General features: G+C 63.7%; 27 protein-coding genes. 10 read left to right on the plus strand and 17 right to left on the minus strand.

Annotated features, from left to right (window positions below; genetic code table 11):
* Positions 1-58: 58 nt before the first annotated feature.
* The 6 genes from IYY11_RS19900 to IYY11_RS19925 form a co-directional block, all read right to left on the minus strand.
* Positions 59-451 (minus strand): (deoxy)nucleoside triphosphate pyrophosphohydrolase, encoded by a 393-nt coding sequence (locus IYY11_RS19900; RefSeq protein WP_014892397.1) that lies wholly within the window; start codon positions 449-451, stop codon positions 59-61.
* A 17-nt stretch (positions 452-468) separates the two neighbouring features.
* On the minus strand, positions 469-987 hold the full coding sequence (locus IYY11_RS19905) for a carboxypeptidase-like regulatory domain-containing protein (RefSeq protein ID WP_196405475.1): 519 nt from the start codon (positions 985-987) through the stop codon (positions 469-471).
* Between the two features lie 68 nt (positions 988-1,055).
* Complete coding sequence (locus IYY11_RS19910) at positions 1,056-1,202, minus strand: hypothetical protein (RefSeq protein WP_196405476.1); 147 nt, start codon at positions 1,200-1,202, stop codon at positions 1,056-1,058.
* 8 nt (positions 1,203-1,210) lie between these two features.
* Positions 1,211-2,458, minus strand: coding sequence for a bifunctional glutamate N-acetyltransferase/amino-acid acetyltransferase ArgJ (argJ, locus tag IYY11_RS19915; protein WP_196405477.1), 1,248 nt, complete (start codon positions 2,456-2,458; stop codon positions 1,211-1,213).
* 179 nt (positions 2,459-2,637) lie between these two features.
* Complete coding sequence (locus IYY11_RS19920; RefSeq protein WP_196405478.1) at positions 2,638-3,540, minus strand: peptidylprolyl isomerase; 903 nt, start codon at positions 3,538-3,540, stop codon at positions 2,638-2,640.
* 125 nt (positions 3,541-3,665) lie between these two features.
* Positions 3,666-6,623, minus strand: coding sequence for a bifunctional [glutamine synthetase] adenylyltransferase/[glutamine synthetase]-adenylyl-L-tyrosine phosphorylase (locus IYY11_RS19925; protein ID WP_196405479.1), 2,958 nt, complete (start codon positions 6,621-6,623; stop codon positions 3,666-3,668).
* A 309-nt stretch (positions 6,624-6,932) separates the two neighbouring features.
* Here IYY11_RS19925 and IYY11_RS19930 point away from each other — a divergent pair, with 309 nt between their 5' ends.
* The 3 genes from IYY11_RS19930 to IYY11_RS19940 all read left to right on the plus strand — a co-directional run bounded on the left by IYY11_RS19930 (position 6,933) and on the right by IYY11_RS19940 (position 9,243).
* Positions 6,933-7,778, plus strand: coding sequence for an ATP-binding protein (locus IYY11_RS19930; RefSeq protein WP_196405480.1), 846 nt, complete (start codon positions 6,933-6,935; stop codon positions 7,776-7,778).
* Between the two features lie 31 nt (positions 7,779-7,809).
* Positions 7,810-8,739, plus strand: coding sequence for a DUF429 domain-containing protein (locus tag IYY11_RS19935; RefSeq protein ID WP_196405481.1), 930 nt, complete (start codon positions 7,810-7,812; stop codon positions 8,737-8,739).
* 69 nt (positions 8,740-8,808) lie between these two features.
* Entirely contained in the window at positions 8,809-9,243 is a 435-nt protein-coding gene (locus IYY11_RS19940; protein WP_196405482.1) for a hypothetical protein, read from the plus strand.
* Between the two features lie 57 nt (positions 9,244-9,300).
* Here IYY11_RS19940 and IYY11_RS19945 read toward each other — a convergent pair whose 3' ends face one another.
* Positions 9,301-9,438, minus strand: a complete 138-nt coding sequence (locus IYY11_RS19945; RefSeq protein ID WP_196405483.1) for a hypothetical protein — start codon at positions 9,436-9,438, stop codon at positions 9,301-9,303.
* A gap of 99 nt (positions 9,439-9,537) precedes the next feature.
* Positions 9,538-10,239, minus strand: coding sequence for an endonuclease III (nth, locus tag IYY11_RS19950; RefSeq protein WP_196405484.1), 702 nt, complete (start codon positions 10,237-10,239; stop codon positions 9,538-9,540).
* Between the two features lie 48 nt (positions 10,240-10,287).
* On the opposite strand from nth, the gene IYY11_RS19955 reads away from it, so the two are divergent.
* A complete protein-coding gene (locus IYY11_RS19955) occupies positions 10,288-10,779 on the plus strand; it encodes a DUF2244 domain-containing protein (RefSeq protein WP_196405485.1) in 492 nt (163 codons plus the stop codon).
* 20 nt (positions 10,780-10,799) lie between these two features.
* Here the strand turns inward: IYY11_RS19955 and IYY11_RS19960 are convergent, their stop codons facing one another.
* From IYY11_RS19960 to gloA, 3 genes are all read right to left on the minus strand, one after another.
* Positions 10,800-11,441, minus strand: a complete 642-nt coding sequence (locus tag IYY11_RS19960; RefSeq protein WP_196405486.1) for a DedA family protein — start codon at positions 11,439-11,441, stop codon at positions 10,800-10,802.
* 106 nt (positions 11,442-11,547) lie between these two features.
* Entirely contained in the window at positions 11,548-11,934 is a 387-nt protein-coding gene (locus tag IYY11_RS19965; RefSeq protein WP_196405487.1) for a hypothetical protein, read from the minus strand.
* Positions 11,935-12,352: 418 nt separating this feature from the next.
* Positions 12,353-12,793 carry a lactoylglutathione lyase gene (gene gloA, locus IYY11_RS19970; protein WP_196405488.1) on the minus strand — a complete coding sequence of 147 codons (441 nt, stop codon included), beginning with the start codon at positions 12,791-12,793 and terminating at the stop codon, positions 12,353-12,355.
* Between the two features lie 116 nt (positions 12,794-12,909).
* Between gloA and IYY11_RS19975 the strand changes: the two genes are divergently transcribed.
* On the plus strand, positions 12,910-14,322 hold the full coding sequence (locus tag IYY11_RS19975; protein ID WP_196405489.1) for a cation diffusion facilitator family transporter: 1,413 nt from the start codon (positions 12,910-12,912) through the stop codon (positions 14,320-14,322).
* Between the two features lie 33 nt (positions 14,323-14,355).
* Positions 14,356-14,613 carry an exodeoxyribonuclease VII small subunit gene (locus IYY11_RS19980; RefSeq protein ID WP_196405490.1) on the plus strand — a complete coding sequence of 86 codons (258 nt, stop codon included), beginning with the start codon at positions 14,356-14,358 and terminating at the stop codon, positions 14,611-14,613.
* A gap of 3 nt (positions 14,614-14,616) precedes the next feature.
* On the opposite strand, the gene IYY11_RS19985 is transcribed toward IYY11_RS19980, so the two are convergent.
* Positions 14,617-15,936, minus strand: coding sequence for a DUF3422 family protein (locus IYY11_RS19985; protein ID WP_196405491.1), 1,320 nt, complete (start codon positions 15,934-15,936; stop codon positions 14,617-14,619).
* Between the two features lie 183 nt (positions 15,937-16,119).
* On the opposite strand from IYY11_RS19985, the gene IYY11_RS19990 reads away from it, so the two are divergent.
* Both IYY11_RS19990 and IYY11_RS19995 read left to right on the plus strand, forming a co-directional pair.
* Positions 16,120-18,096 (plus strand): alkyl/aryl-sulfatase, encoded by a 1,977-nt coding sequence (locus tag IYY11_RS19990; protein WP_196405492.1) that lies wholly within the window; start codon positions 16,120-16,122, stop codon positions 18,094-18,096.
* Between the two features lie 20 nt (positions 18,097-18,116).
* Positions 18,117-18,731: a hypothetical protein gene (locus IYY11_RS19995; RefSeq protein ID WP_196405493.1), complete on the plus strand. Its 615-nt coding sequence runs from the start codon at positions 18,117-18,119 to the stop codon at positions 18,729-18,731.
* A gap of 30 nt (positions 18,732-18,761) precedes the next feature.
* Here IYY11_RS19995 and IYY11_RS20000 read toward each other — a convergent pair whose 3' ends face one another.
* From IYY11_RS20000 to IYY11_RS20015, 4 genes are all read right to left on the minus strand, one after another.
* Entirely contained in the window at positions 18,762-20,402 is a 1,641-nt protein-coding gene (locus tag IYY11_RS20000) for an alpha-D-glucose phosphate-specific phosphoglucomutase (RefSeq protein ID WP_196405494.1), read from the minus strand.
* Between the two features lie 135 nt (positions 20,403-20,537).
* The gene (locus tag IYY11_RS20005) at positions 20,538-20,999 is read right to left on the minus strand and encodes a hypothetical protein (protein WP_281431710.1); all 462 of its coding nucleotides are present in this window, start codon (positions 20,997-20,999) and stop codon (positions 20,538-20,540) included.
* Positions 21,000-21,129: 130 nt separating this feature from the next.
* Complete coding sequence (locus IYY11_RS20010) at positions 21,130-21,600, minus strand: cyclic nucleotide-binding domain-containing protein (protein ID WP_196405495.1); 471 nt, start codon at positions 21,598-21,600, stop codon at positions 21,130-21,132.
* Positions 21,601-21,660: 60 nt separating this feature from the next.
* Positions 21,661-22,293: a winged helix-turn-helix domain-containing protein gene (locus tag IYY11_RS20015; protein WP_196405496.1), complete on the minus strand. Its 633-nt coding sequence runs from the start codon at positions 22,291-22,293 to the stop codon at positions 21,661-21,663.
* 77 nt (positions 22,294-22,370) lie between these two features.
* Between IYY11_RS20015 and IYY11_RS20020 the strand changes: the two genes are divergently transcribed.
* Complete coding sequence (locus IYY11_RS20020; protein WP_196405497.1) at positions 22,371-22,913, plus strand: L,D-transpeptidase; 543 nt, start codon at positions 22,371-22,373, stop codon at positions 22,911-22,913.
* 223 nt (positions 22,914-23,136) lie between these two features.
* Here IYY11_RS20020 and IYY11_RS20025 read toward each other — a convergent pair whose 3' ends face one another.
* Positions 23,137-23,808, minus strand: a complete 672-nt coding sequence (locus tag IYY11_RS20025; RefSeq protein WP_196405498.1) for a YggS family pyridoxal phosphate-dependent enzyme — start codon at positions 23,806-23,808, stop codon at positions 23,137-23,139.
* 200 nt (positions 23,809-24,008) lie between these two features.
* On the opposite strand from IYY11_RS20025, the gene IYY11_RS20030 reads away from it, so the two are divergent.
* Entirely contained in the window at positions 24,009-24,572 is a 564-nt protein-coding gene (locus IYY11_RS20030) for an HdeD family acid-resistance protein (RefSeq protein ID WP_196405499.1), read from the plus strand.
* Positions 24,573-24,656: the final 84 nt, after the last annotated feature.

Below are 24,656 nucleotides of genomic sequence, written 5' to 3' on the forward strand. Positions count from 1 at the left end.
GCAAATCCTTCAGCTCATAGAACCAACGCTCAAAAAAATTCGCCAGCCGGCCGTCCGATCAACCCAGCAGATCGATCAGCGGCCCGATCAGTGGCGCGTCGGCGGGCGGCATCGGATAGTTGCGCAAATCGCGCGCCCGCGCCCATTTCACCGCCTGTCCCTCCATCGGAGAAATAAAGCCCTCCCACTTACGGCAGACGTAGAGCGGCATCAGAAGATGGAAGTCGTCGTAGGCGTGGCTCGCGAAGGTCAACGGCGCGAGGCAGGGCGCGCAGACCCGCACGCCGAGTTCTTCTTCGAGTTCGCGGGCGAGAGCGTCTTCCGGCCGCTCGCCGGGATGCAGCTTGCCGCCGGGAAACTCCCACAGACCGGCGAGCTGTTTGCCTTCGGGACGTTGCGCGATCAGCACGCGATTGTCGGCGTCGACGAGCGCCGCCGCCACGACGAGCAAGAGAGACACAGGCGCGCTCAATTGCCGGAGAGAACGACTTTCACCGGGCCGTTTTCCTTGCCGGTGAGCGTCACTTCTTCATACATTGCGCCGCCTTCAGGCGCGTGCGCATCCTTCGGCTTCCAGATGAGCTGGGTGGTGAGATAATAGCGTCCGGGGGCGACATTCTCGAAGGTGAATCGTCCGTTCGGCTCCGTCGTCGTCGTGCGGGTCAAAGAGGCGTATTGCGTGTCCGGCTCGACCTTCGGAATTGACGCGGCCGGGAGGAATTTCACCGAGCCGTAAAAATTCTTGATGCGGGTCTGCGCATAGGTCGTGGCCGGTATCAGCCTCACGGTTTCGCCGGCGGCGTAGCGCACGTTCGATCCCGAGCCATCGCGCAGAAAGGCCTGTCCGGCGATGACGCCCCGGCCGGGCGCCCGGATGTAATTCGCCTGCGACGGATCGAAGCCGACGCCCGGCGAGGGGCCGCGCGCGGCGTTGCAGGCTGAGAGCAGGGCGAGCGGCGCCACGAAGAGAAGCTTGACGCAACGCATGACAATAACGCTCCACGAAAACGCAGATCGCACACTTTAACCGGCGCCGACGCTGCACGCCCCGCGGATCAGACCGGCGAGGCGGCTTCGGCGCCGATGCGGCAATCTAGCACGTCAGGCATCGTTCTGACGACTGCGCCGCTCAGCGGCCGCTCAGCCGCCGTCGTTGGCGCGAGGTCGGGCGCCGTGATGGTCATCGCGCCCGAGAGGATCATCCGGCGGATCAGCTCCTGTAATCGCCGTTGATCGCGACATAGTCCTTGGTGAGATCGCAGGTCCACACGGTCGCGGCGCCTTTGCCCAGTCCAAGATCGACGTTGATGACGATGTCGTCGCGCTTCATGATCTGCGACACTTCCGCTTCGTCATAATCGGGGTCGCGCAGCCCCTTGTGGGCAACGCGCACGCCGCCGAACCAGATCGCGAGCCTGTCGCGATCTGCCTTCTCGCCGGCCTTGCCGACCGCCATGACGATGCGGCCCCAATTGGCGTCCTCGCCGGCGATCGCCGTCTTCACAAGCGGCGAATTGGCTATGGAGAAGGCGACGCGCTTCGCCGCCTTGGCGCTGTCGGCGCCCGTCACTGTCACCTCGACGAATTTGCGCGCGCCTTCGCCGTCCCTCACCACCTGATGGGCGAGATCGAGCAGCACGGCGTCGAGCGCACGCTTGAATTCGATCAGCCGCTTGTCGCTCGCCTTTTCGATCTTCGGCGCGCCGCGTTTCTTCGTCGCTCCCGTCGCAAAGAGCAGTAGCGTGTCTGACGTCGACGTGTCGCCGTCGACGGTGATGGCGTTGAAGCTTCCCTTTGCGCCGCTCTCGAGCATCGTCTGTAGCGCCTCGGCGCCGATGGCGGCGTCGGTGAAGACGAAGGCGAGCATCGTCGCCATATCCGGCGCGATCATGCCCGCGCCCTTGGCGAAGCCGCTGATCGTCACTTCGACGCCGGCGATCGTCGTCGTCCGGGTGGAGAGCTTCGGATAGGTGTCGGTCGTCATGATGGCGTGCGCGGCGTCCAGCCAGCCGTCGGGCCGCGCCTCCTGCGCGAGCCTCTCCAGCACGCCATCGAATTTATGCGCGTCGAGCGGTTCGCCGATGACCCCCGTGGACGCCAGAAAAATCTGGCGCTCGGGCGCGCCGGTCGCCGCGGCGGCGAGCTTCGCCGAGAATTTGACCGCCTGCGCGCCGGTCTTGCCGGTAAAGGCGTTGGCGTTGCCGGAATTGACCAGCAGCGCGCGCGCCTTGCCGCCCTTCAGCTTGTCGCGGCACCAGTCCACCGGCGCCGAGGGACATTTGGATTTGGTGAAAACGCCCGCGACCGTCGTTCGCGGATCGAGCAACGCCAGCATCACATCGGTGCGTCCGGCGTAGCGCACGCCTGCGGCGCCGACGCCGAAGCGCACGCCCTCGAGCGGCGGGATTTGGGGCGCCGATTTCGGCGCGAGCGGGGAGACGGCGGCGTCGTGAGCCATTGCGGAGCCTTGTCAATCGGAGTGGACCTGCGCGGATGTGCCCGGCGCTACAGGTCGGCGTCAAGGCTGACGGTCGGGCCCGCTTCGCTTCCCTCGACTTTTATCCGCACCGGCCGCGTCCCCGCCCGAAGCCTTGCCTTTCGACCCTCCCCTTTGAGGGGAGGGCGAAGGGGGCGCGCTTACTTCTTCTTCGGCGCTTCGGCGGGCTTCTGCGCCGGGGCCGGCTTGGCGCCGGGCGCGCCCTCGGCCGGCGCGTCGGAGCGTTCGATCTTGGCGCCCTCGCGCAATTTCATGACGAGTTCGCTCTGCGCCTTCTGCACGACGTAGCGGCCGACCTGATCCTTCACCTCATCGAGCGGCGGGAAGACTTTCGGGCGCTTCTCGTCGAGCTTGATGATGTGCCAGCCGAATTGCGTCTTGATCGGATCGGAGACCTGACCCGGCTCCATCTTCGCCGCCGCGTCGCCGAACTCCGGCACCATGCGGTCTTTCGTGAACCAGCCGAGGTCGCCGCCCTTGGCGCCGGGGTCCTTGGAAAGTTCGGTCGCGACCTTGCCGAAATCCTCGCCGGCCTTGACGCGCTTCAGCGCGGCTTTCGCCTCTTCTTCGGTCGGCACCAGAATGTGGTGCGCGTGATATTCGGTTTCGGGCTTCTGGTTTTTCGCCGCTTCGTCATAGGTCTGCTTGACGGCCGCTGCAGTCGCCGCATTCTTGGCGACGTCGCCGAGCAGCGTCTCCATCAGCGCTTTGTCGCGCAAATAGGCGAGCTTTTTGGCGAATTCCGGCGTCTCGGCGAGCTTGTCGGCCTGCGCCTTCTGCACGACGAGCTGCTCGTCGATGAGGAAGTCGAGCACATAGGTTTCGCGCGCCTTTCCCTCGAGCTGACGCGGAATGGCGGGGCCAAGATCCTCCATCGCGAGCTTCAGATCCTCGTCGGTGATCTCGACGCCATTGACCTTGGCGAGGGTTTTCGCGACCGCAGATGAGGCGCCGACGGCGCTCATCGCCAGCAGGGCGGCGAGCGCGGTCGCTCCGAGCGCGGCGCGGGCGAAAGAACGCGCATTCTTGCGGGCGTGAGACATGATGTGCTCCAAAAAGAGGCCGGGCCGGCCCTGAACAAAAGCGGCCGTCGCCGCCGGCGGGAAATGCTCCTGCGCGAGGAATCCGGCGTATCTATGCCCGAGCGGGCGGTTCTGACAACTCCCGGCTACGCCGAAACCGGGCGCTCGGCCACTTCGCCGACGACGCTCGTGAAAATTTCCCGGGTTCGCTTCTGCGTATCGGCGAGCAGCGCTTCAAGATTGGAAAGATCCGGCGCGTCGCCGACGCGCAGCAACAGCTCCGCCAGTCCGCGCGGCGCGTCGGCGGGACGGAACGCGTCGTCGATGGCGAGCCGCAGCAATTGCGTCAGCCCTTGGTAGAGCTTTGAGGCCTCCGCCAGCGAATCCGCCGCGCCCGCGTCGAGAAACCCGGCGTCTTTTACACGCTGCAGGGCGACCGTGGCGTTCGTTGAAAAAAGCTCAGGGCGCTGCGGACCATGCAGCAGCATCAAATATTGCGCGATGAACTCGACGTCGATCAATCCGCCGGGGACCTGCTTGACCTCCCAAGGGCTCGTCGCGCCCTTTTCCTTTTCGATCCGCCGGCGCATGGACAAAACGTCGTCCTTTAGTTTTTGCGCGTCGCGAGGATGCGTCAGCGCCACTTGGATCGCTGCTTCGACCCGTTGTGTGAACGCCTCGGGACCCGCGACGACGCGCGCGCGGGTCAAGGCCATGTGCTCCCATGTCCACGCTTCATGAGCCTGATAGTCCGAAAAGGCGGCGAGACTTACGGCGAGCGGCCCGCTGTTGCCGGACGGGCGCAAACGAAAATCCACCTCATAGAGCAGGCCTTCGGCCGTGGGCGCGGAAAGGGCGCTGATCAGCCTCTGCGTGAGGCGGCCATAATATTGCTGCGTTGAAATCGGCCGTCCGCCGCCCGTTGATTCCGCCAGTGGGTCGGCGTCATAGAGCAGCATCAGATCGAGATCGGACGCGGCCGTCATCTCGCATCCGCCAAGCTTGCCCATGGCGATGACCGCACACGCGCCGCCATCGATCGCTCCATGCGTTTTGGCGAATTCCTCGCAGACGCGCGCGAAGAGCCGGGCGATCAGCGTTTCGGCGAGTCGCGTATAGGCGAAGCCGGCTTCCTCGACCGACAGTGAGCCCGTCAGAATGCGCACGCCGATGAGGAATTTCTGCTCCTGTCCGAAGATGCGGGCGCGGTCGAGCGCGTCTTCATAAGAGCGCGCTTCGGCGAATTGCCCGGCGAGGCGTTCCTCCAAATCGCTTTGCGTCGGCGCCGTCTCGAAAAAAGCCGGCTCCATCAGCGCGTCGAGCACGCGCGGGCGCCGGGAGATCGTTGCGGCGAGCTTGGGCGCCGCGCCCGTAATCGCGGCGAGGAGTTTGAGAAGCCGCGGCTGCGAGACGAGGAGGGAAAAGAGCTGCACCCCTGCCGGCAGTTTTGAGATGAGCCTGTCGAAGGCGAGAAACGCGGCGTCGGCGTTCTCCGTTGCGGCGATGGCTTCGAGCAGGATGGGCGTCAGTTCCGTCAGCCGTTCGCGCGCGACGGTGGAGCGGGTCGCGGCGTAGCGGCCGAAATGCCAGCCGCGAATGGTCGCCGTCACCGTCTTGGGGTTGGCGAAACCCATATTGGCGAGCGTCTCGATCGTGCCCGGATCGTCGTCGTCGCCGGTGAAGACGAGATTGCCGGCCGACGAGGTGAGCTGCGGCGCGCTTTCGAAAAGCTTCGCATAATGGCTCTGCACCACGTCGAGCCGCTTCAGCAGCGCTTCGGCGAAGTCGGCGTAGCCTGAAAACCCCATCATGCAGCCGATGACGGCGACGCCGTCTTCAGTCTCCGGCAGCGTGTGCTTCTGCTCGTCGGCGACCATCTGGATGCGATGCTCGACGTCCCGCAGAAAGAGATAGGCCTCGCGCAGATCGTCGCGCGCCTCGCGCGCCACCCAGCCGCTCTCGACGAGCTGGTCGAGCATCGCCAGAGTCGAGCGCCCGCGCAGGCGCCGATCGCGGCCGCCGGTGATGAGCTGCTGCGTCTGCACGAAGAATTCGATCTCGCGAATGCCGCCGCGTCCCAGTTTGATGTTGTGGCCGGCGACGGCGATCGCGCCATGTCCCTTATGGGCGTGAATCTGGCGCTTGATCGAATGCACGTCGGCGATGGCGGCGAAGTCGAAATATTTGCGCCAAATGAAGGGCGCGAGCTCCTGCAGGAACTGCTCGCCCGCGAAGATGTCGCCCGCCACCGGCCGCGCCTTGATATAGGCGGCGCGCTCCCAGTTCTGGCCCATGCTTTCGTAATAGCTCATCGCCGCTTCGAGCGGGATCGCGATCGGCGTCGCGCCCGGATCGGGACGCAGCCGCAAATCGGTGCGAAACACATAGCCGTCGGCGGTGCGCTCGCTCATGATCCGCACGATCCGTTTCGTCAGTCTGACGAAGAAATCGACGTCCTCCGACGGTTCGGCGAGGCGCGCCCGCGAGCGGTCGAAGAACACGATGAGATCGATGTCGGAGGAGTAGTTCAGCTCGAAGGCGCCGCCCTTGCCCATGCCGAGAAAAATCCACCCGGAGCCGCGTTCCGGATCGCGCTGATCGGCGAGTTCGATCTTGCCGGCGAGCGCCGCGGCGCGCAGGGTGAAGCGAATGGCGGCGGAAAGGGTGGCGTCGGCGATCCGCGTGAGCGCCTGCGTCGCCTCCGGCATGTCCCAGACTTTGGAAAGATCGGCGAGCGCTATGACGAGCGCGGCCTCCTGCTTCGTGACGCGCAGCAGGCGCATCAGTTCGGCTTCGTCTGGGGTTTCGATGTTTCGCGTTTCGTCGATCAGCGCCTCGACGCGCTGCGCGGGATCGCTCTCAAGCGCTCTCACGAGCCGAGCCGGATCGCGCGCGGCAAGGTCGGTCAGATAGGGCGACGCGCCCAAGACGCCGAGCAGCAGATCGCGCGCTTTCGGCCGCTCCCGCAACAGCGCCGCGAGCGCGCTATTGGCGGCCCGGTCCCTCTCCAACACCCGGGCGAGCGCCTCTTCGGCCCTCTTCGCGTCGAGAGGCTGAATGACGACCTTGGCGCGGTCCAAAAGGGCGTTGGCGTTTGACGTCAAGGAACCTTCCTTTTTGGACAGCGAGAAAGCGGCTTTGCGCCGGGATATAATCCGGCTATCCCCCTAAATCAGCTTTGAGAGTCGACAAGCGGTCGTCAATGGGAAAAGGAGCAGGCCCCTCGTCCTTCGAGACGCGCCCTACGGGCGCTCCTCAGGATGAGGGGGCCTTGGTTCCGCGAAATCAAAGGGCTTGACCCCATCACTCGTATACGGACTGACGCGAGCTACAAGCTCCCTCATCCTGAGGAGCGTGCGGAGCACGCGTCTCGAAGGACGAGGGAGCGTGGCGCCAATGATGAGAAAGATTTCATGTCGCAAGAGGATCTCGCGCAGCTGCTGGCCCGCATCGCCGGGGCGCTGGAGCGCCTCGCGCCGCCGCCGCCGTCCGCGCCGGATTTCTCCGCCGCCGAGGCGTTCGTCTGGCGCGCCGCCGGCGGGGCGTTCCATCCCGTGCGCCGCATCAATCGCGTCGACCTGGCGCTGCTCAAGGGCGTCGACCGTCAGCGCGACATGCTTCTCGCCAACACCAGCCGCTTCGCGCAAGGCCTGCCCGCCAACAACGCGCTGATGTGGGGCGCGCGCGGCATGGGCAAATCCTCGCTGGTGAAGTCGATTCACGGGGCGCTGGCCGAGAAGGGGCTGAAACTCATCGAAATTCATCGCGAGGATATTGAAGCGCTGCCCGCGCTGCTCGGCGCGTTGGCGCAGGCGTCCTTCCGCTTCATCGTCTTTTGCGACGACCTGTCGTTCGACGGCGCGGAGACGAGCTACAAGGCGCTGAAGACCGCTCTCGAAGGCGGCGTCGAAGGACGGCCGGACAATGTGCTGTTTTACGCCACGTCGAATCGCCGCCATTTGTTGCCGCGCGACATGATGGAAAATGAGAGCGCCACCGCCATCCATCCCGGCGAGGTGATCGAGGAGAAAATCTCGCTCTCCGATCGCTTTGGACTTTGGATCGGCTTTCACAATTGCAGCCAGGACGACTATCTCGCGATGGTCTTCGGCTACGCCGACCATTTTGGCCTTAACGCGCCCGAGGCGACGATCCGCGCCGAGGCGCTGGAGTGGTCGATCACCCGCGGCGGCCGCTCCGGCCGTGTCGCCTGGCAATATATTCAGGACCTGGCCGGGCGGCTGGGGAAGGTCATCTAGCCCTTTTGCAGCCGGCCGGCGAAGGACCGTGATGTTCAACATTCTCTATCATGCCGACTGGAGCATGCATGCGAACAAGCGTTGGGTCGCGTGTGCCACGCGCACTGTTGAGAATTGGACTGTTGATGTCCCGCGTAAAGTCGGCGTGGCGGAGCTCTTTCTGGACGAACTGTTTGAGAAAAAATCTCGCGGCAATCGCGTCCTAGCCGGCTTCGACTTTCCGATAGGCGTTCCTCTCGCATACGGAAGTAAGACCTGTTTCGGCAGCTTCCAGAAAGCTCTTTTGGCGTTCGGCAACGCGCCAGGATGGGACAATTTCTTTGCCGTCGCCGAATCCGCCGCCGAAGTCACGCTCAAACGACCTTTCTTTCCTCATAGGTCGTTTAGGGGCGTGAGGCGAGACTCGCTCGTAGCTGGACTAGGTGTAGAGTCGTTCAGCGACCTCATTCGGAAATGCGAAAAGGGCGGAAATGGCAGACGAGCGGCCTGCTCACTTTTTTGGACTTTGGGAGCAAATCAGGTCGGTAAGGGCGCTCTCACAGGCTGGCAGGAAATTGTTCGACCTGCATTGAAAGGCGGAGCTCTTCTCTGGCCCTTTGCCGGCCAGCTTGAGGACCTAGCATCGCACGCCTGCTTGGTCATCGCTGAAACCTATCCGGCGGATGCATACGCATGTCTTGGCGCAAGCTTCCGGCATGGAGAAAGCAAGCGAAGGCAGGAGGACAGACAAAAGAAAGCAGAGGCAATCCTACGCTGGGCTCGGGAGCGTAAGGTTTGTCTCCACGCTGCGGAAAACGTAGTGCGAAGAGGGTTCGACGAAAGCGAGGGTGGGGAAGACGCTTTCGATGCTCTTGTCGGCCTCCTCGCGATGATCAGCGTGATAAAGAAAGACCTTGCAGAGGCGAGCGTGGTATTGCCGCCTTCAAGCGCTGTTTGGGAAGGCTGGATCTTGGGCCGGTAGAACTCTCGCCCTCTATCTTTCGTCCCGCGGCAGGCTTAGCCTGAGCCGGGGCGAAAAAGGGGGGGCAGAATGAACTTCAGACGTATTGCGCTTATCTCGACCACGATGTTTCTTTCGCTGGTTTCGCTTTCTGGAAGCGCCTTGGCTTTCTGCGGCGTGTTGCAGGCTTCGGCCAGCGGCTATTCCAGAGACGAAGCGCTTTCAAAGGCCAACAACAAGGGGCTGGTCGAGGTTCGAAGGCTCGAAGCGAACTATGGGAGCGGCGCTGTTCATTATCAGCCCGCCAGGTCTTCCTGTCAGGAAGGCGGCAGGGTGAGCTGCTTCATCTCCCAGAAGTTCTGCGTCGACAGCGGCCAGGGACAGCGGCCGAGTCGCGGCGGGGGAGGCGGGGAATTCGAAAGCCAGCCGTGGAAAAAGCCGGGTTGCCGGACCTGGAAACAGAGCTGCGACAGGGGCGACGCCCGGGCCTGCGGAAGATATGAATCGACCTGCCAGGTCAATTGACGCGAGAACATTGCGAGACGCCTGCGCGGCAGGCGTCTCGGATCGCCGTCTGGCGGATCAATACGGACGCTCCGGCGTGCATTCCGCAGTCGTGCATCGCGATTTGTAGGCATAAGGGATCATGGCGGCGACAAGCAGCAGTCCGCCCATGATGATGATCGCCATTTTGTAATTCATCACGGCTCGCTCCGACATCGTTCGGTCCTTCGGCTTGATTGGAACAGATCCCACGTCGCCCGATGCGCGTCTGTGACTTTGTCCTCAACGCCGCGTGGGGCTGCAAGGATCGGACGATCAGAGCGTCTTGGCTTTGAACCGGCAGAGATCGGCGATGGGGCAGCGCGGGCATTCTGGCGTGCGCGCCTTGCACACATAGCGACCGTGCAGAATGAGCCAGTGATGCGCGTGCAGGAGATATTTCTCTGGCACGATGCGTTCCAGTCCCGCTTCGACCTCTTCGGGCGTCTTGCCGCTTGCGAGCGGCAGCCGGTTGGAGACCCGGAAGATATGGGTGTCGACCGCGATCGCCGGCTCGCCGAAGGCGACATTGAGCACGACATTCGCGGTCTTGCCGCCGACGCCTGGGAGCGCCGTCAATTCCTCGCGCGTGCGCGGCACCTCTCCGCCATGCCGTTCGAGCAACAATCGCGACAGGGCGACGATATTTTTCGCCTTGGCGCGAAACAGGCCTATCGTTTTGATGAGGTCGCGCACGCGCTCTTCGCCGAGCGCCGCCATTTTGGCGGGCGTGTCGGCGAGCGCGAAGAGCGCGGGAGTCGCCTTGTTGACGCCGGCGTCGGTCGCTTGCGCGGACAGAACGACGGCGACGAGCAGCGTAAACGAATTTTTGTAACCGAGTTCAGTCTTGGGTTCGGGATTCGCGGCTGCGAGACGCGCGAAAATCTCTTCGATGCGCGCGGCTTCAGCGGCCGCCGGCCGCCGGCCGGCGCGCGGTTTTTTAGCGACGCGCGCGCGCTGACTGATTGTTTCCGCCATGGGCGCGTTATAACTTTTAGAATCTCAGGGACAAAGCCGGCAGGAGAAATGTCCGACCCCTTCGAGCGGAAAATTTACGAAGCGCGGCTGACGCCGCATCGGTCGATGACGCCGCACGCCTTCTACCTTTTCATCTTGATTTTCTGTTTTGGACAGGCCCTTTTTGCGCTGCCCTTCTTCTTCATGGGCGCCTGGCCCGTCGCCGGCTTCATGGGCCTCGACGCGGTCGGTCTCTATCTCGCCTTCCGCGTCAGCTTCCGCGCCGCCCGCAGTCATGAGACGCTCGACCTCACGCCGCTGGAGCTCGTTTTCGCGCAAATCGGCGCGCGCGGACAACGAAAGGAATGGCGCTTCAACCCCTCCTGGGTGCGGCTTGAACAGACGGTCCACGAAGAATTCGGGACGGAGCGGGTGGCGCTGATCTCGCGCGGCGAATGCATCGAGATCGGCGCCTTCTTAGGGCCGGATCAGAAAGCGGAGCTGGCGCGCGAACTGAACCGCGCGCTCATCGACGCGCGCATGGGCGCCCGTTTCGGCTAGAGCGCCCAAATGCAGGTGATCTAGCGTCGCTGGCTTAGCATGGCGTCGGCTTCCCGCATCAGCCGCGCCTCGTGCCGTTTATAGTAGCGCCAAAGCACAAACAGCCCGATGACGAGCCCGCCGATGAGGGCCATTGCGATGGGACCTTCGATTTTTTCGAAGCCAGCGGTGAGGTAATAAGCGCCAAAGCCGAATACGCAGGCCCAAACGACGCCGCCCGTCGCATTATAGATGAAGAAGCGGCCAGGCGGCAGATGGTTTGCGCCGGCGAGCGAGGCCGCGAGAATGCGCAGCAGCGCGACGAAGCGGCCGAAAAAGACGATCGCGCCGCCCCAGCGATAGAAGAGATATTGGCCAAGGCGCAGCTTCTCCGGGCCGAGCCCGACATGATGGCCGTAGCGTTCGAGAAGCTTCGTTCCGTATTCCCGCCCCAGCCAATAACCGACATTGTCTCCGACGATCGCGCCAGCAGCGGCCGCCACGACGATATTCTCGATGGCGATCGCTCCGGAGAGCCGCGCGTAAATCGCCGCGCCGACGAGCATGGTTTCGCCGGGCAGCGGAATGCCGGCGCTTTCCAGGGCCACGACGATAAAGATCGCCCAATAGCCGTAGGTCGAAAGGATGGCGGCGATCTGCGCCTGGTCGAGAAAATGCGTCATCCCTGGCCCGGAAAGTGTCTTACGCTACTCTCATGTAGGCCTAAACGCGCAAATGGCGACGTCGCCGAAGCGAGGCCGCCATTTCATAAACGTCGATTGGACAGTGTCAGTGATATCGCAGCGCATTCTCTCGCGCGGCGCTGAAGGCGTAGGGCGGCGTCGCCGCCATCGCCTCGCTGTCGAGGACGAAGGGGCCGCGCTCCAGCGCCACTTGAAGGACCTCCCGCAATCCTCGGAGCAGAGGCTGGTCGTCGCGGACAACCTTGGCCCGAAGCGCCTCTTGCGCGGCTTCATCCGACCGGCTCGCGAAATCGCGCACCGCCATCGCGACGAATCTGCCAACGCTGACGCCTTTCTCTTCTGCCGCGGCGCGCACGCGCTCGGCGAAGCCGCCGCCAATGCAAGCCAAGGCGGCATGCGCCACCTTGTCGTTCGAGCAGGAATTGATCAGATCCACGATGACCATGACGACCTCCGCCCTTGAACGTTCCATGTTTTGGAACCCTTTGTTGGCCGCGGTTGCTTATCTCCGCGACATCAGTTTCCGTCGCCCCGTTCAGGCGCGTTCGTTCCCGCCAAGCTATCCAGTCAAGCTGAACGTTATCTGTATGACTGCTGAAAAAATTCCGCGTCCGACGATCGGACGGGATCTCTCAAGCCCCGCGAACAAGGCTATCGGCGCAAGAGCCGAGAGACTTTCGCTCCCCATGCCGCGCGCTGCCGCCTTCTAACTGAGGGCCATGACAGCTTCACGACGAAGTTCGCCGGTAAATCAACGACATAGTGATCAGCCGAGCTGAGGCCGCAGCACGACTCGGGACTCAACTCATGGCCAGAGCAATAGTTCCGAGCAGCTGAAAAATTCGTAGATGCGACGCAAAAGATCGTGCGGCGCCGCAGTAGCCTTGCCTCTACCAACCGCCAATGTTAGGCGCCGACGCCCAGGGTTCCGTTGGCGGCAGCGGCGCGCCCTTCTGCAACAGCTCGATGGAGATCAAATCCGGCGATTGCACGAAGGCCATATGGCCGTCGCGCGGTGGCCGATTGATCGTCACGCCCGCCGCCTGCAGCCGCGCGCAAACGTCGTAAATATTATCGACGGCGAAGGCGATGTGACCGAAATTCCGCCCTCCGGAATATTCGTGTTCGTCCCAGTTATGGGTGAGTTCGATCGTCGGCGCGCCGTGTTCCTTGGCTTGCGCGGCGTCCTCGGGCGCGGCGAGATAGACGAGCGTATAGCGCGCCTTTTCGTTCTGGGTGCGGCGCACCTCCTGAAGTCCAAGCACGCCGCAAAAGAATTCAAGCGAGCGGTCGAGGTCGCCGACTCGGATCATGGTGTGCAGAAATCTCACATGAGGCTCCTATTTGGTGCGTCCGCCATAATAATAGCGTTCCGCGGGCGCGGATTTGCGCCCACGCCGGGCGCCTGCTAGAGCGCAGGCGCTCCCAAACACAGGTTCCTATTGACGTGACCGAGACGAAGTCTCTTCCTCGAGCGGCGCCGAGCGTCAAGCTGGCGGCCGCCAAGGCGTCGATCGCCGCCAGCGCTTTGCTCGCGGCGGCAAAGCTCGCGGCCGGTCTGTGGTCTGGCTCGCTCGCGCTGCTGTCGGAGTCGGGGCACGCCTTCGTGGACACCGGCGCGACAGTGCTGACCTTCTTCGCGGTGCGCGAAGCAGAAAAGCCGGCGGACGAGGAACATCACTATGGCCATGGCAAATATGAGGCGCTGGCCGCGCTGATCCAAACCGGCTTCCTCTTCGGCCTCGCCTTGTTCATCGTCGGCGAAGCCTGGAGGCGGCTGCAGGAGACGGATGTCGTGATCGACGCCGGCTGGCCGATCTATGGCGTTCTGGTCGTTTCGATCGTCGTCGATTTCGTGCGCTCGCGGCAGTTGCGGCGGATCGCAAAGGAAGAGGGCAGCGACGCTCTGGCCGCTGACGCGCTGCATTTTTCGAGCGATCTGGTGTCATCGGCGCTGGTGCTGCTCGGTCTCGTTGCGGCGCATTACGGGTTCGAGCGCGGCGACGCGCTCGCCGCCTTGGGCGTCGCCGTCTTCATCGCCATCGCGGGTTTCCGGCTGGGCCGTCGCACCATCGACACTTTGCTCGACGCCGCCCCACGCGAAATGGCGCCGCATCTGGAGAGCGCGATCGTCGACGTGCCGGGCGTCATCGCGATCGATTCGCTGCGACTGCGCACGATTGGCCCTGACATCGTCGGCGAGGCGACGATCGGCGTTTCGCGCGGCCTGCGCGTCGAGCAGGCGGCGCGCATCAAATCGGCCGTCGCCGACGCGATCGCCACAGTCACGCCGCGCGCCCGGGTCACGCTGTCGATCGAGCCGCGGGCGCTGGACGACGAAACGATCGCGGAACGGATCCTGCTGGTTGGGGCGCGTCGCCACATCCACGCCCATCATGTCATCGCCCAGCAGATCGAGGGCAGGCTATCGATCGGCGTCGACGTCGAACTCGATGGCGCCATGCCGCTCGGCCGCGCGCATGCGATCGCCGCCGACTTCGAGAGCGCGCTGCGCGACGAGTTCGGCGCCGACGCCGAAGTCGATACGCATATCGAGCCGCTCGAACTGCAATTGCTCGCGGCGCAGGTCGCCGATCCCGCAACTGCTGGGGCCATCGAGGCGGCGCTTGCGCGCGTCGCCGCTCAGACCCGACCGCCGGCGCAAGTGCGGGACGTTCGAGTCCGCGAAACGGCCGGGGGCATCGTCGTCAACTTCCGTTGCCGTCTGAACGCGGCCGTATCCGTGCAATGCGCCCATGACGCGCTCGACGAGATCGAGCGCCGCACGCGCGAGGAATTTCCGGCGATTCTGCGCATTGTGGGCCGTGCCGAGCCCGGCGATCGCGCAGCCGCCGCATAGCCAATGATGGGCGCTTCGTCTATGAGAGACGCCATGACGCAGAAGCCGGACGCCGCCGCTGACATCGCATCATTGCCTTTCGAACAGGCGATGCAGGAGCTCGAGCGTATCGTCGCCGACCTGGAGAAAGGCGCCGTCTCGCTCGACGAGTCGGTAAAGCTCTATGCGCGCGGCAAGGCGCTGCAGGCGCGCTGCGAGGCGCTTCTCGCCGAGGCCGAAGCGCGCATCGAGAAGATCACCCTTGGCGAAAACGGCCAGCCGACAGGAGTCGCGCCCTTCGACGTCGAATAGACGTTAATCCAAGTGTTCCTCCTCCGCCGCCTCTCGCGACAATCTGTGAACGCGGGCCATGAACGCCATGGCGATGAGCACGGCGATCGGCATCGCGAGAGCGGCGACGAGATCGGCGGAAACCTGCGGCGGAAGGGCGCCGGCGGCCTTGAGCCCCTTGGCGATAAAGCTGAAGAGTCCGGTAAGAAAATAGGCGAGCCCGGCGATCGTGATTCCCTGCACGATGCGGTTGAGCCGCATCTGCAACCGTGTGCGGCGGTTCATCTCTTCAAGCAGCGCGCCGTTCTGCCGCTCCATCTCCAGCGTGATGCCGGTGCGCATCAGATCGGTCGCGCGCTCGACCTGCGTTGAAAAGCGGGTCTGGCGCGCCTCGACGGCGTTGCAGGTTTCGATCGCCGGATCGAGTCGCGCGCTAAGAAAATCAGAAATCGTCACATATTGTCCTTCGCGGCGTTCCTGCAGCTGGGTAAGCCGGTTCTTCACCAGCGCGCGATAGGCGCGGCTCGCGTCGAAACGGAAGGCCGTGCGCGTCGACAGCGCCTGACCGCTCGCGAGCAGGTCCGAGAGCCGTTTCAGCAAAAGGTGATTGACGCGCATATCATGCGCTTCGTTCAGCGCCTCGGTGATGCCCGACAGCTCTCGCTCCATATCGGCGAGCTGCGGCGACACTTGCCGCGCGAGCGGCAGCCCGAGCAGCGCCATCGTACGATAGGTTTCGATCTCGAGGACGCGCTGCGCGAGTCGGCCGGCTTCGAAACGCGGCAGCGCATTTCCGCGGATCAGCATGCGCGTAAAGCCATAGGCGTCGACGGCGAAGTCGGTCAGAACCTGCGCTTCACGATCTTCGACGCCGACGACGCACAGACTCTGCGAATTGAAACAGGATGCAAGCTCTTCGACCGATCGTGCGCCGTCGACGACGCAGAGCTGCGTCGCGACGATGAGAACGCCTGGCGGCTTGAAGGAGATTTCGCCCGCTTTGAACGGGTCGGCATGCGCGAAGGGGATTTCAGCGCCGACGCCGGTCGACCAGCTGTAGGTGGTGAATTCGCTATGTTGCTCCCAGCGAAGCCGCCAGTCGCCAAAGATAAAGTAGTGGAATCGCGCGCCCGGGTCCGGCGCCAGCACGCCATGCGCGAGCGCGAGCGCGCCGATCGCTTCTCGATCGGCGGCCGCCGCTTCGTGGTCCGTGGCGAAGGCGTAGTGATAGACGCGCCGCGGCGCATCGAGCGGCAGGAACGGCCGCGCGTGCAGCTCCGCGAGAACAGCCTCGCGGAATGGATGCTCGCTGAGAGTCTTGGGTTCGTCTTCGCTGATTTCCATTGCGTCGCTTGTCTCGCATTGGAGGGCTGCATCATTCACGCGAATCACCGGCGTCACGGCCCGTCTGTCATGATCGGCGCAATGACGGCGGGGGCGGGTCCGTTTTTTGGTTGCCATGAATTCTATTCCAGATAATTCTTTGCGCGGGACAGCCGACGGGGCAAGCCTTTAATGGAGGGCCGCATGTTGGACGCGCGACGCAAATCATTCTCGTCGATCCTGAGCGCACTCATCGCAATCGCCGCCACCCTCGCTTACGCGCAAACGGCGCCCAAGCCTGCGACGGAAGCCACGAAGTCCGCCAATCGGGCCGTATTGCAGAGCCTGAATTTCGACGACCGTGAAGATTTTGACAACGCCGCGCGCGGTCTCATCGCCAAGCCCGACTCGCTGACGATCAAGGACGCTTCGGGCAGGGTCGTCTGGGACATGGAAAGCTTCAAGTCCTTCATCGTCGACAAGCCAGCGCCCGATTCGGTCAATCCGAGTCTTTGGCGCAATGCGCAACTCAACATGCATTACGGCCTATACAAGGTTCACGACCGCATTTTTCAGGTCCGCGGCTATGATTTATCGAACATAACTTTCATCAGAGGCGACAAAGGCTGGATTGTCTTCGATCCGCTGATCTCGACCGAAACCGCGAAGGCCGCCTTCGAGCTCGTCGCGCAGAACCTCGGCAAGCGTCCGATCGTCGCCGTCGTCTACAGCCACTCGCATGTCGATCACTACGGCGGCGCGCGCGGCATCGTTGATGCAGCCGATGTGAAGGCGGGCAAGATCCAGGTTCTCGCGCCGGAACATTTTGCTGAACATGCGGTGAGCGAAAACGTCATCGCCGGCAACGCCATGAGCCGCCGCGCGATCTTCATGTATGGCGCGATGTTGCCGCGCGACGAACGCGGCAGCGTGGGCGCAGGACTGGGCCAGACTACGTCGACCGGCGTCATATCGCTCATTTTGCCGACGCGCGAGATCAAGAAAACCGGCGAGACCGTCACGATCGACGGCGTGCGCATGGTCTTCCAAATGACGCCGGGCACCGAGGCGCCGGCCGAGATGAACACCTATTTCCCGCAGTTCCGCGCGATGTGGATGGCCGAGAATGCGACCAACACGATGCACAACATTCTCACCTTGCGCGGCGCTCAGGTGCGGGACGCGCTGAAATGGGCGCGTTACCTCGATGAGACGATCGATCTTTTCGCGGACAAGATCGACGTCAAGTTCCAGAGCCATCACTGGCCGCTCTGGGGACGAGAAAAGATCGTCGACTATCTCAAGAAGCAACGCGATCTTTACAAATATATTCACGACCAGTCCGTAAACCTGTTGAACAAGGGCTACACGGGCGTTGAACTCTCCAACATGATTCAGCTTCCGCCGGAACTCGACAAGACATGGGCCGACCGCGGATATTATGGCTCGCTCAAACACAATTCGCGCGCGGTCTATCAGCGCTATATGGGCTTCTACGACGGCAACCCGACGACGCTGGACCAGCTACCGCGCGCCGAGGCGGCGAAGAAATACGTCGAATACATGGGCGGCGCGCCGGCGATTTTAAAACGCGCCAGAGCGGATTTCGACAAGGGCGGGTATCGCTGGGTAGCCGAAGCGCTCACCCATGCGGTTTTCGCCGATCCCAACAATAAGGAAGCCAAGGATCTGCTCGCCGACGCCTATGAACAGATGGGCTACCAGGCCGAGTCCGGGCCGTGGCGCGCCATCTATCTGCAAGGCGCGTTCGAATTGCGCAATGGCGTTCCAGAGTCGGGCGGCCTGAACACGGCAAGCGCCGACACGATCGAGGCGATGCCTCCGGAAATGACGTGGGATTATCTTGCCGTACGCTTGAACGGACCGAAGGCCGTCGGGAAAAAGCTGATCCTCAATGTTGAGTTCACCGACCTGAAAAAGCTCTACAGGCTGGCGGTCGAAAATGGCGTGCTGAACTATTCTGACAAGCCAGCTCTCAATCCGGACGCGAAGGCCACGCTCAAAAAATCGACGCTCGATCGGATCGAGCTTGGCCTGCTCACGCCCGAACAGGCGATCGCCTCGGGAGAGCTGAAAGTCGAAGGCAAGCGCGAGACGTTTGTGGAGTTCGTCGGATTGCTCGACAAGTTCCCGTTCTGGTTCCACATCGTGACGCCTTGAGCGGCGGGAGCGCTCTCGATATGCGCCCGCAGCTCAGCGTCGTCGCCGGCTTGACGCTTTTTTTTGCCGTTTTCGTCAGCCCTCAGACGGGCATGGCCTGCGGCTTCGATGGGCGGCTCGGCGACGGATTCAGCGCAATGCATCCAAAGTCGCTTGCGGTCGCTTTCGCACTCAGCGACGCGGTCGCAAGCGGCGTCGTCAGTCGCGCTGCGATTGCGCCGATCGAGCCTGGCCCGAAAGGCTATTGGCGCGCCGCAGGCCGCATCCAAAGCCTCGAGCGTCGGCTTGCGGCGACTCCCGAGACGCTGATCCTGGCGCCGAAAATCTCCGTTCTCTTCATCGACTCTCAGCTGTGGTCGCGATTGGCCGCAAGCGCGGGGGGCTACGACATCGAAATGCATGTCGCAGGACCAGCGCCCGGCGATGTCGTGGTCGTGACCAATGAAACAGTCCTCGCCTCCGTGCTCGACGGCGCGCTTGCGCCGCAATCCGCGCTCGATCTCGGCGTGATCGCAATCGACGCCGAGCAATCCGTAGCGAAGGCGGTGCGAAAGGCTCTGTTCAGCGCGACAGCGTCGACGACCGAGAAGTCCGCTGCGGCAAAACCAATTCCCTTCGTCAGACGCAAACGGTAGCTGCGGATTTGTACGGAAGCGCACGCACGCTCAGGTGATGACGCTCGGCGCAGCGCGCTGCGTATAGCGTTCGATGGCGGCGAGGTCGCGCGATAGGCTTACGAGATCGGCGAGCGCCGCCTCCGTCTCCATATGTTGCCGCGCGGGATCGGGTTCGTAGCGCTCGATATAGACCCGCAGCGTGGCGCCGGCCGTGCCGGTGCCCGACAGCCGATAGACGATCCGTGAGCCATCAGTGAAAATCACCCGCAGGCCCTGATGCTGCGAGTCCGAGCCGTCGACCGGATCGTGATAGGCGAAGTCGTCGGCCGTCGCGACTTCAAGGCCGCTGAAATATTGGCCCTTGAGAGTCGGCAGACGTTGGCGCAGCGCGTCGATCAGCGCATGGGCGCCGTCGCTCGCGACTTCCTCATAGTCGTGACGCGAATAATAATTGCGTCCATAGGTCGTCCAATGTTGTCGAACGATGGCGTCGACGCTCTCTTTGCGCGCTGCGATAATGTCGAGCCAGAACAGCACCGCCCACAGCCCGTCCTTCTCGCGCACATGGTCGGAGCCCGCGCCGGCGCTTTCCTCGCCGCAGATCGTCACGAGACCGGCGTCGAGCAGATTGCCGAAATATTTCCACCCCGTCGGCGTCTCGAAGAGCGGGACGCCGAGCCTTTCCGCGACACGGTCGGCGGCGGCGCTTGTCGGCATGGATCGCGCAATTCCTGCGACGCCTTTGCGATAGCCCGGCGCGATCGTGGCGTTGGCGGCGAGGATCGCGAGACTGTCCGAAGGCGTGACGAAACGGCCGCGGCCGATGATCAGATTGCGATCGCCGTCGCCGTCCGACGCTGCGCAAAGATCGGGTGCGGCGTCCGACATGGCGAGATCGTAAAGATGCTTGGCGTGGACGAGATTGGGGTCGGGATGATGACCGCCGAAATCGGGCAGGGGCGTCGCGTTGATGACGCTGCCCGGCCGCGCCCCGAGCTCCTCTTCGAACAGCACGCGCGCATAGGGGCCGGTGACGGCCGACATGGCGTCGAAGGTGAAGGTGAAGCCTGAGCGAAAAGCGTCGCGGATGCGATCGAAGTCGAAGAGCGTCTGCATCAGCGCTTTGTAATTCGCGACGCTGTCGACCACATCGACGCGCATGTCGCCGATCGCGGTTTCGCCGAGCCTGTCGATATCGACGTCGAGGGCTTCGATGATCCTGAACGAGGTGATCTCGCGCGTGCGCGCGTAGATCGCGTCCGTCACCTTCTCGGGCGCCGGGCCGCCGTTCGCGACGTTGTATTTAATGCCGAAGTCGCCATGCGGACCGCCAGGATTATGGCTGGCCGACAGTACGATTCCGCCGAAGGCCGTAAGCGCGCGAATGAGCGCCGAGGCCGCGGGCGTGGACAATATGCCGCTTTGTCCGATGACGATTCGGCCGACGCCGTTGGCGGCGGCGATCTTCAAGATCTTTTGAATCGCCTCGCGGTTGTAATAGCGGCCGTCGCCGCCGACGACGAACGTTGCGCCCTGATAGCCCTCCAGACTGTCGAAGATCGATTGAATGAAGTTTTCAAGATAGTGGCGCTGCTTGAAGACCTCGACTTTCTTGCGCAGGCCGGATGTGCCCGGGCGTTGATCGGCGAAGGGCGTCGTTGCGATGGTGGTCGCCTGAGAATTCCCCATTTTGGAGCGGAGGCCTAGCGTGTTTGTCGGCGCCGCGGGGACGCGGCGTCCGCTTCTACAATTCGTCTCCGGCAACGGCAAAAAGGCGGCGCGAGTCCCGCGCCGCCGTTCAGACCGCCTGGAGAAATGTTGAGCTTACCAGCCCCAGCCGCCGCCCCAGCCGCCCCAGCCGCCGCCCCAGCCACCGCCACCCCAGCCGCCGCCCCAGCCGCCGCCACCCCAGCCGCCGCCGCCCCAGCCGCCCCAGGGATCTCCCCATCCGCTGTAGGCGGCCGGGTAATAGCCATAGGGGTAGCCATAGCCGCCATAACCGCTCGAAGCCGCGAGGCCGGCGCCCAGAAGTCCGAGGCCCACGCCCGCGGCGATGGCGCCGCCGGGGTTGTAATAGCCGCGCCGGTAGCCGTAGCGCCGGCCCCAGCCGCCGCGATTGCCCCAGCCGCGACGATACCAAACATTTTCGACCGGGCTCGAAGGTGCGACAATTGACCGATCGGGCGCGCTCATCGGCCCGGCGAGCGCTTCGGTGGGAACGGCGGTCGCCAATGTCGCGCTGCAGAGCGCGCCGGAGAGCGCCAATTTTAGGGCTTTTCGCATCATTTATCCTCCTCCTGGCGCGGCGTCTCGCCGCGTGCGTCGCAAACTCCCCTGGAGCTCACGCCGCACTAACAACTTACTTAGGCTGAACATGATCCGCTGCGAGAGGCTGAAACGGGACTTTTTTTGGCGTTTACGTTAAGCGCCCAACGTCGCGGTCAGACGCCGACGCCTCGGCGCCGATATCGTGGATGAAATCCAAAAGCCTGCAACGAAAGAAATCGCGCACGCGAGCGGCGGTCGCCGGATGCTGCTCCAAAATCAAATGAAACAACGGCCGCAAGATCTTAAGCACCGTGGCCGGCTCCTGGGCGATGGCGCTGGCGGGGCGGGTCGAGGGCGCGAGGAGGGCGGTTTCGCCGATCAGCGTCCAGGGCCGGACGATCTTCGATTGTGCTCGTCCGTCGTTTGAGGCGGTCAGCGCGATCGACCCCAAGGTGAGCACATAGCCGCCGTCCGACATTTCGCCGCGTCGAAACAGGACATCGCCGGCGCGCAGCAGGCGCGTTTCTGTGGAAAGCGCGAGCAGACGCAGGGCGTTCGGCTCGAAGATCGAAAAGAGAGGGATGCGCGCGAGATTGTCGATATCGTCGTCCAGCGTCATGTCACTTTGTTCGGCGTGCCCCACGCTATCTCTATATGCGCCGGCGGCGTGGCGTAAGCGTTAAGACGCGGGGTCCTCTTCGCTGGCGGCGAGCCGGTACCCGTCGCGTTCGGTTTTGAGCCAGCGCGGCTGTTCGGGCGACGGCTCGAGCTTGCGTCTCAGACGGTGAATGTGCGTTTCGAGCGTACGGGTCGACATATTCGGACCGTAGCCCCACACGTCGCGAAGCAGCGCCTCGCGCGAGACCGCCGCGCCATGGGCGCGCGCCAGCCTCGCGAGAATCGCCGTCTCTTTTTCGGTCAGCTTCAAGCGCGCGCCAGAAGGCGCCCGGAGTTCGCCGGCCTCGAAATGAAAGGGGCCGACTGCGGCCCGCGCCGGCGCGAAATCGATGAGCTCGACCAATTCCGCAAAGCGGATGGGACGCGTCACGACGGCGTCGACCCCGAGCGGCGGCGATTTCGGTTCATCGGCGATGAGCACGACACGGGTCCTGCAGCCCCGCGCGCGCGCATCGGCAAGCGCCTTGAGATCGCAATGGGCGTCGTCCACGATCGCCGCATCCGGCCAATCTTGTCCCGGCGCGCCGAGCTGGCCTTCGCGCAGCGCATAGCGGCCGAGCGCGGCGAATTGCTCGACGAGCGTCGCCCGCAACGTGGCGTTGGCGGCGATGCTCAAAATGCGCGAAAGGGACATCAGCTGGTGGCGCTCCTCGCGGGTATTCCTGCTATAGGCGGTCAGACGCGCCGGCGAGCGGCGCATATGAACGCATCATGCACTGCCGAACGACCCGGACGAAACCTGCCGGACTGGCCTTGCTGCGCGTCGCGCGGCGCATTGGCGGCCGCCCGCACGAGGGAAGGCTGATCGCCGGCTCGCTCGTTCTTCCTTGTGCGCTTGGCCGCAGCGGAATTAAACGCAACAAGCGCGAAGGCGACGGCGCGAGCCCGGCCGGCCGTTGGCCGCTCCTCTATTTTTACCTGCGCGCGCCTGCGCCCTTGCATCTGCCATGGCGGCGAACGCGGCCGCATGATCTCTGGTGCGATGATCCGCGCTCGTTTCTTTATAACAAACCGCTGCAGGCGCCGTCGCGCCTCGGCCATGAGGAAATGTGGCGCAAGGACGTGCTCTATGACGCCGTCGGCGTCATGGGCTATAATCTTTGTCCGCGGGTGCGCGGTCGCGGCAGCGCGATTTTCTTTCATATCGCCACGGATGATCTTTCGCCCACGGCCGGCTGCGTCGCATTGCGCGCCCGCGATATGGCGCGGCTTCTGCCGCGGTTGGGACGCAAGGTCGCGCTGTTGATCGAATAGCGCTGAGCCCCCTCCCTGTCCCTCCCCCGCTTCGCAAACCGGGTGCTCCCGGTTTGCGCATCGACCCCGAAGTCGTCAACAGCCGACTTCGGATGGGAGAGGGGACGCTAACGAGCGGTATTCGCGAACCGGAGCCGCGACGCTTTTCGAGAAATGGCGATGAGGGGCGTGGCCTGCTCCCTCTCCCGCGAAGCGGGGGAGGGTTGGGGAGGGGGCCGCCATTTCACGCGGGATAATCCCGCTCGCCCATGATCGCCGAGCCGACGCGGACATAGGTCGCCCCTAACTGGATCGCGAGTTCGAAATCCGAACTCATGCCCATGGACAGTTCCTTGATCCCATTGCGCGCGGCGATGTCGGCGAGCAGCGCGAAATGCGGCGACGCCTGTTCGCCCACGGGCGGCACGCACATCAGCCCTTCGATGCGCAGCCCATGAATGTCGCGACAGGCGGCCAGAAAGCCGTCGGCGCTTTCGGGAAGAACGCCGGCCTTTTGCGGCTCGGCGCCGGTGTTGACCTGAACGAAGAGCCGCAGGCGCTTGCCGGTCCTGGCGATTTCCTCGGACAGCGCCTTGGCGATCTTTTCGCGGTCGACGCTCTCGATGACGTCGAAGAGCTCGACCGCCTCGCGCGTCTTATTCGACTGCAGCGGGCCGATGAGATGCAATTCGATGTCCGGATATTTTTCGCGCAAGGGTGGCCACTTCGACAAAGCCTCCTGCACGCGGTTCTCCCCGAAGACGCGATGGCCCGCTTCCAGCAGCGGCGCCACGTCCTCGGCCGGAAAGGTCTTGGTGACGCAGATGAGGCGAATGGCGCCAGGATCGCGGCCACAGTCCACTGCAGCGCGGCGAATCGCTTCGCGTGTCGATTCAAGGCGATCGGCGGCTCCCATGGCGCGAAAATCGCGATTTCGGCGGCCGGGTCAAGCGCCGAATGGTTTACGACTTCGCAGCGCGGAACTTCGTGCAGTCCGGCGCGTTAAGCTTGCGGCGGGCAAAAGGGCGGGCGAGGGGCGGTATCGTCGCACACGTTCATTATTGAGAAACGCGTCCCGCCTACCAAGGATTGTTCCCACCGAATTGGAGGCCGATAATGGTCAATGACAGCCTGACTTACGACGGGCGCACGATGCAACTGCATCATCTGCGCCGCAAATGGGGATGGATCGTCGCGCTTGGCGCGCTCATGCTCATCGGCGGATTGTTCGCACTCTACGACGTCACCACCGCCACGCTCGTGACCGTCTTCTATGTCGGCGCGGCGATGCTCGTCGCCGGCGCGATGGAGATTATCACGGCCGTTCAGATCCGGCCCTGGACCAGGGCGCTGCTCTGGGGCGCGATCGGGCTTATCACGATCGTCGCGGGCTTTCTGGTCTTCCGCGATCCTTTGCTCGCGGCGGTGTCGTTGACGGCGATCATCGGCGTCGCGCTGATCGCCGCCGGCCTGTTCAAGCTGATCCTCGCCTGGCACATCCGCGACGTCGGCCCCTGGGGCCTCGTGGCGTTCTCGGGCGTGATCAGCATCGTGCTGGGCGGAATGATCCTGGCCCAGTGGCCGATGTCAGGCCTCTACATCCTTGGCCTCTTCCTCGCGATCAATCTGATCTTCGAGGGCGTCAGCTGGATCACCGTCGGGCTTTCGGCGAAGGCGTGAGATCATGGGGAACTGTCGGGGGCCGTGCTTACGGCCCCCGAGCTTTTTCGTGGCTCTGCGAACGGCTCCTGCCTTTGACATCCC

This window comes from Methylocystis sp. H62 (assembly GCF_015709515.1).
GTDB lineage: Bacteria > Pseudomonadota > Alphaproteobacteria > Rhizobiales > Beijerinckiaceae > Methylocystis.